At 40.3% G+C, this 6,684-nt stretch carries 6 protein-coding genes; 3 read left to right on the top strand and 3 right to left on the bottom strand.

The window, feature by feature from the left end:
* Positions 1 to 100: 100 nt before the first annotated feature.
* Positions 101 to 1,189 (bottom strand): histidinol-phosphate transaminase, encoded by a 1,089-nt coding sequence (gene hisC, locus RMY00_RS31970; protein ID WP_322651386.1) that lies wholly within the window; start codon positions 1,187 to 1,189, stop codon positions 101 to 103.
* Between the two features lie 416 nt (positions 1,190 to 1,605).
* Here hisC and RMY00_RS31965 point away from each other — a divergent pair, with 416 nt between their 5' ends.
* Both RMY00_RS31965 and RMY00_RS31960 read left to right on the top strand, forming a co-directional pair.
* Positions 1,606 to 2,235, top strand: a complete 630-nt coding sequence (locus RMY00_RS31965) for an rRNA large subunit pseudouridine synthase E (RefSeq protein WP_322651385.1) — start codon at positions 1,606 to 1,608, stop codon at positions 2,233 to 2,235.
* On the top strand, positions 2,232 to 3,263 hold the full coding sequence (locus tag RMY00_RS31960) for a VOC family protein (protein WP_322651384.1): 1,032 nt from the start codon (positions 2,232 to 2,234) through the stop codon (positions 3,261 to 3,263). The genes RMY00_RS31965 and RMY00_RS31960 overlap by 4 nt, the downstream gene beginning before the upstream one ends.
* A gap of 205 nt (positions 3,264 to 3,468) precedes the next feature.
* Here RMY00_RS31960 and fdhD read toward each other — a convergent pair whose 3' ends face one another.
* Positions 3,469 to 4,308, bottom strand: coding sequence for a formate dehydrogenase accessory sulfurtransferase FdhD (gene fdhD, locus RMY00_RS31955; RefSeq protein ID WP_322651383.1), 840 nt, complete (start codon positions 4,306 to 4,308; stop codon positions 3,469 to 3,471).
* Between the two features lie 124 nt (positions 4,309 to 4,432).
* On the opposite strand from fdhD, the gene RMY00_RS31950 reads away from it, so the two are divergent.
* Positions 4,433 to 5,614, top strand: coding sequence for a serine hydrolase domain-containing protein (locus RMY00_RS31950; RefSeq protein WP_322651382.1), 1,182 nt, complete (start codon positions 4,433 to 4,435; stop codon positions 5,612 to 5,614).
* Positions 5,615 to 5,671: 57 nt separating this feature from the next.
* Here the strand turns inward: RMY00_RS31950 and RMY00_RS31945 are convergent, their stop codons facing one another.
* Positions 5,672 to 6,361, bottom strand: coding sequence for a Uma2 family endonuclease (locus tag RMY00_RS31945; protein WP_322651381.1), 690 nt, complete (start codon positions 6,359 to 6,361; stop codon positions 5,672 to 5,674).
* Positions 6,362 to 6,684 lie beyond the last annotated feature (323 nt).

Raw genomic sequence — 6,684 nt, 5'->3', positions numbered from 1 at the left:
TAACAAATGAGTACTCCGAAATAGCAAATGGGTACTCCGAAATAACAAATGAGTATGCCGAAATAACAAATGGGTACGCACTGGGGATTCAAGACAGTCGCTACAATTTTTCTGCTCTCCTTGTCCCCTTATCCCCAGTCTCTAACAAATAAATTAATGCCTCCACTAAAGCTTGATTTTGTTCATCAGTACCAACAGTAATGCGTAATTTATCATCTAATCCAGGCTGTTTGAAGTAGCGGATTAAAATTCCTCGTTCTTTTAGTTTTTGATAGAGATATTCTGCGCTTCCTTCTTTTGGCTGTACCAGCAAAAAGTTAGCTTGGGAATTCCAAAGATGAAAACCTAATTGCTTTAAGTCTGTTGCTAACTGATTCCGCGATGCTTTAATCTTTGCCACACAAGCATTTTTATAAGCTTGATCGGTAATCGCAGCCATACCAATTGCACAAGCGATCGCATCAATGTTATAGCTATCTTTCACTTTAAACAATCCCTGCAACAGCTTGGGATTTGCCACCCCAAATCCCAGCCGTAATCCAGCCAATGAGTAACCTTTAGAAAGTGTGCGAATTACAATGACGTTTTCGTAGTCCTTTACCAAAGCCAATGCATTCTCATCGGTAAAATCTATGTATGCTTCGTCAATCACTAAAACTCCCGATAACTGGCTGGCTAATTTTCGCAGATCATTTATTGCTACCACATGCCCCGATGGACTATTAGGCGATGCAATCAATGTCACACATCCATTGGCAGCAACTAGTTCTTCTAAAGGTAAACTGTAGTTCTCACTGTAAGGAATCTCAATAATTTCCGCAGCTTGCATTTCTGTTAATGTGCGATATAGCACATAAGTTGGCATGGGATAAACTATTTTCTTTCCAGGTTCTGCACAGGCTCGAATCACCACACTCAACAATTCGTCACTGCCATTTCCCACAATTATCCAATCGCTAGGAACACCTAAAACTTTACTTGCAGCTTGCCGGAACTCGCCCCCGAAAGGTTCTGGATACCGCCGCAACCACTCGCCATCAATATTTTGCAGCACAGCTAACGCCGCAGGCGAAGGAGGATACGGGTTCTCGTTACTGTTGAGTTTAATTATTTTTGTACCGCGTTGAGGCTGCTCACCAGGAATGTAGCTAGCCATTGCATCTACATTAGAGCGAAAGTAGTTGGTCATAGAGCATGAGATATGGAAAAAACAGATTCAATTTTGGATTTTAAATTTTAGATTCTTCTTAAATCGAAAATCCGAAATCTAAAATTGGCAGAGTTAGGAGTTCACTATGCCGTCATACTAATTCTGTATGAAGATGCGCTAAACCATATTTAAGTACAAGGAAGAAAAACGAACCGCAAAGGACGCAAAGGACACAAAGAAAGAATTTAAGAGGGTTTGGCGCAGCCTCACAAAGAAATGGTATCAATCCTTAGTTCAAGGGAAGTAAGCTATGTGTAGTGTTCTGCATAAAAGGTATTATCTGTTAGAGAATAACTGTTAATCTACCTGATTTTAGGCTTAACCCAGAACTATTGAGAGGGGGCAGGGGAAGAAGAATTATTGATTAATGACAAATGACAAATGACAAATGACAAATGACAAATCATTACCGATATATTATTTTTTACAAACCCTATGGCGTTCTGTGCCAGTTTACAAAGGATGCTCCCACACATAGCACTTTGAAAGATTATATTGATGTACCTGATGTGTATCCTGTGGGACGCTTAGACTGGGATAGTGAAGGGTTGCTGCTGTTAACGAACGATGGACAATTGCAACATCGTCTCGCCCATCCGCGTTTTGGTCATAAACGTACTTACTGGGTACAAGTAGAGCGAATTCCAGATGCAGATGCGATAAAAAGGTTGCAAACAGGTGTGGAAATTCAAGATTACCGCACTCAACCAGCAGAAGTTAGGCTGTTAGCACAAGAACCACAGCTACCTGAACGCAATCCGCCGATTAGATTTCGCAAAAATATACCGACAGCTTGGCTAGAAATGACTTTGACAGAAGGAAAAAACCGCCAAGTACGGCGCATGACTGCGGCTGTAGGGTTTCCGACTTTGCGACTGGTTAGGGTTAGCATAGCCCACCTACAATTAGATAACCTACAATTGGGTCAATGGCGCGATCTCACTACATCTGAACTGCAATTTCTGCATAATTTTAGTAAATTGAAAAGTTTTCCTCCAAAAACGAATAATCCAAAATTGCTATGACTCAAGAACAACAAACCACAATTGCAGGTATCTATGAAGTTTGTATCGGCATTCCAGAGCCAATTTCTGCAATTCAGTATTGGGAGCAATTTGGCTATCGCATTGGTGAAATCGGTGAATTAACCGCAGATGTAGCCAATCAATTATATGGGGTAAATTCATCTTTACGCTCAATCCGCCTCTACCACCAAAATTCAGATCATGGTTTGATTCGGCTGATGGTTTGGCAAAATCCCACTCATGAAGGTTTGGGAACAGCCTCAATGAAAATTAAGGGAAATCGCTGGGCGACAAGCTTAACGGCAGATGTTTTAAATATTTTAAATCATATAGAGGATGCTAAAGCGGCAGGTTTACCTATTAGGTACTCTATCCCTTATTGGGAAGTCATCTACAACAAAGAAAGGAAAAGCCGTCCTTTTATTGAGCCAGCAGTTGGTGTGCGAGAAATGCTGCTACTGCAACCCTTAGCTCGACAGGTTTTATTTCAACGGTTTGGCTATACACTACCGCATTACGGACAAGTTAACCATAATGCTGCTCTCAAGACTAGTCAGTTTACCCATATAGGAATCGTTGTTCAAGATGACAGCAAAGAAACGCTGAAGTTTTATGAAGAAGTTTTGGGTTTGCTGCGTGTGCGTGATGATGTCGAAACTAGCTATGAATCTTCACCAGCAGGTAAAGATATTTTTGACCTTAATCCTGGTGAAAAGTTTATTGTTACGACCTTTGATGATCCCCGTTCTTCTAAGTCTGACCTGATGGCCGCACGCAGTGGTAGACTTTATATTATTCGATTCCCAGAAGAGATAAATTTAGAATCGCGCTTTGAGGCTGCCCAACCAGGTAGCTTGGGTATGTCTTTATATACCTATCGGGTAAAGGGAATACAGGAGTATTGCGATCGCATCAAAGCAAGTACTGTACAAAAAGTTACAGATATCATTAGTAATGAGTTTGGTGAAATGAGTTTTTCCTTCGTTGCGCCTGATGGCTACTTCTGGACTTTGCTAGAAAGTAATTAAACAATTTGCAATTACGTTTTGTAACGAGGATTTTAATTAGGCATCAAAACGTGCTGCCGTCGTTAGGCAGGGGAATTAAATCCTTAAACTTTTAGGACTAACGCAAACTCTACGATTCTTGGCGTTCTTGGCGTCTTGGCGGTTCGATAAATTAAGCTTTTTAGCACTTTTTGCGTAAGTCCTAAACTTTGTTAAAACCGTGTTTTTAAGCAGCGTTTATTCTTTGCAAACCAGTGTAAATATTAAACCGTTCTCCGCGCAGGAATCCAATTAAGGTAATGCCGAATTCCTTGGCGACAGATACCGCCAAACTACTGGGAGCGGAAACAGAACAGACAATGGGAACTCCAGCAGTTGTAGATTTTTGCAAAATCTCAAAACTAGAGCGTCCGCTTACTAAAACAATACAATTATTTAAAGGCAACTCGTCACTGAGCAAAGCTGTACCAATCAATTTATCCAAAGCATTGTGTCGTCCAACATCTTCGCGTAGGTTTAACAGTTGTCCTTGAGCATTGAAGGTAGCCGCAGCGTGTAAACCGCCTGTAGCTGTAAAGATACCTTGAGCAGCACGGAGCTTATCAGGTAGGCTGTAAATAATCTCAGGTGTTACTGTTGGTCCAGAAGGAATCACTGGACATCCCCGCAGACGCAAAGCTTCCAGGCTAGCTTTACCACACACTCCACAGGCGCTACTAGTGTAGAAATGACGCTCTAAAGGCTGTAAGTCTGGAATCAAACCATCCCGTAGTTCTACATTTACGATGTTATGGCGTTGTTCACCATCGACCAATTCATCCACACAGTAACTGATACGCCGAATATCTTCTCTGTGGGTAACGACTCCTTCACTGTAGAGGAAACCAGCAGCTAGTTCAAAATCTGCCCCTGGTGTCCGCATGGTTACAGCTACCGTCTTCTGGAGAGGGACAAGGCGAATTTCTAAAGGTTCTTCGGTGGTGAGTTGGTCTAAACGCGATCGCATTTTACCATTTTCTACTACCCAGACACTGCCTTTGGTCTTGCTTTTAATTGGCATTTTCATATTTATAAGAGTTGGTGAATCTAAATTTTGATACTAACCTGGGAACAAAGTAATGCTATTTGTCTATCAGATGTCAGGTTGATGCTCACCAACTACTTTGTGCGGTTTCTGTTTAGTAAGTAAAATGAACTTAAGATTTTTGGCTTTCAGAAAAATTTTATTTGCAATAGTCTTTGTGATTTCCCTTGGTTTTACAGGATACTTAGTAGCTAATAACATTAGTCAGAGAATAATTGGAAAATCTCTTGCTAAACAAGTCATATCTACCTCCACCGTAGGAAAAAGTTCTCAGCTACAGAAAGTTTTAAATGAGATAGTTGTAGAACAGAATATCCCTGGTGCGGTAATGTATATTAATACACCTAAAGGTTCTTGGATAGGAGCATCTGGTGTCAGTAGTTTGTCAACTAAAACCCGAATGAAATCGACAGATGGCTTTTCTATTGCCAGTATGAGTAAAACTTTTATGGCGGTGGTTGTGCTGAAGTTAGTGGAGCAAGGGAAGATACAATTAGATCAGGCGATCGCAACCTACTTACCAAGAGATATCAGTCCTCATATTGTCAACAGCGACAAAATTACAGTTCGCCAACTACTCAACCACACTAGTGGTGTTGCAGAATACTTAGATACAAAAGAGTTTATTCAAGCTACAGCTAAAAGAAGTCGCTCACAGCCTTGGACAGCCAGAGAAGCAATTAAGTATATGTACCAAGAGCAACCGAAGGCAAATCCCGGAGAAAAATTTATTTATACTGATTGCAACTACATTCTTTTAGAACTAATTGTTGAAAATATCACTAGAGGAACTCTCGCACAAGCAATTCGTAGTCAGATTTTAAAACCATTAGGATTAAAACATACCTTCACAGAACTGCGCGAACCGACAATTGGAGAAGTAGCTACAGGTTATGGCGATCGCAATAAGGATGGTAAGCTAGATAGCTACGCCAAAGTCAATGATGGTAATGGTTTAGGAGATGGTGGATTGGTTTCAACAGCAGAGGATTTAGCAAAGTTTGCTAAAGCGTTATTTGTCAAAAAAACCTTACTCTCTCCGAAGATGATGAAAGAAATGTTGAAATTTAAAGATAATGGCGAAGGCTATAGCTATGGGTTGGGTGTAGAAAGGTTTTCATCTCCTTTGGCAAAAGCAATTGGACATAGTGGTATAGCTTATGGCTTCGCAACATTGCTGGCATATTTGCCCAATGAAAATACCACTATAGTAGTGCTGCTAAACAATCAGAATGTTGATATTAAATCAGTAGCTAGGACAGGTCTAGAAGTTGTTGAGAATAAATGATATTTAATTACTATAATCACAAAAAATCAGTTAAATTTGCTTTTCCCTGCCATTGAGTTAAATCGTATTTGGGTCAATGTTCAGTTCTCGCAATTTGGCTGCTAGGCGTTCAGCACGTTGTTTTTCTTGTTCAGCGTGTTGTTGTTCTTGTTCAACAACTTCTTCCGGTGTAGGAATTAGATTTCCTTCCGTAGTGAAATAGCGCAATTTATGTTCATAAACACCCAAGTACAAATTTAACTGCTGACTCCATAACCATCCTTGAGGATTAGGTTCTATCGGTTCATAAGTACCGCCAATCAAGATAAAACCAGCAAATTCTAAATTATTGGGATCGAACCAAAAATATTCTGGTGTGCGGAAGATATCTTGAAAAATTTGTTTTTTCAAACCCTTGTCAGTTGAGGCTGTAGAATTCGAGAGAAGCTCTACAATTATGTTGGGATATTTCCCATCTTCTTCCCAAACAACCCAACTTTTACGGACTTTGCGTTGACATCCCAGCACTACAAAAAAATCTGGCCCCCGGAATTCTTCTGACCTCTTCTGGCGTTGGCTGTAGTAAATTGTCAAATTACCCGCAGCATAAAAGTCATTGCGGTTTCGCCACCACAATTCCAAAGATTGCAATAGCAAAATTATTTGGCGTAGATGTAATTCGCTTTCCAAAGGTGGTTCGTCACTATATAAATCCCCTAGAGGAAATATTACATCATTTGGGAATTCAAAATCTTTGGCGGCGGACATGGCTGCAAGTTTTGGGGTGAGATGGGTGAATAGACTTACTGTAATCTAGGTTTGTTTTTCCAGACGCGCGATCGCATTATAATCAGGAACTTCTTCAAGCGATCGCTTACTGTCACAGACGCTACTTTAAGTTTTAACATTTATCTTTGCTTTCCATACATCGAAGCAGGCATTTTTGTAACTAGCAATTTCAGTTATCTATATCTGTCTTATGTAGTGAGTCCTATACCTACCCTAAGTAGGGTTATCTATCTGAATTTGTTCGTTAAGTTATATGAAGTACTCAAAGCAAACCTTCTCAGTAAGTAACTGAGGAAATCAAA

The organism is Nostoc sp. ChiVER01 (assembly GCF_034531155.1).
In the GTDB taxonomy this organism is placed as follows: domain Bacteria; phylum Cyanobacteriota; class Cyanobacteriia; order Cyanobacteriales; family Nostocaceae; genus Nostoc.
This window is presented reverse-complemented; position numbering and strand designations above follow the sequence as displayed.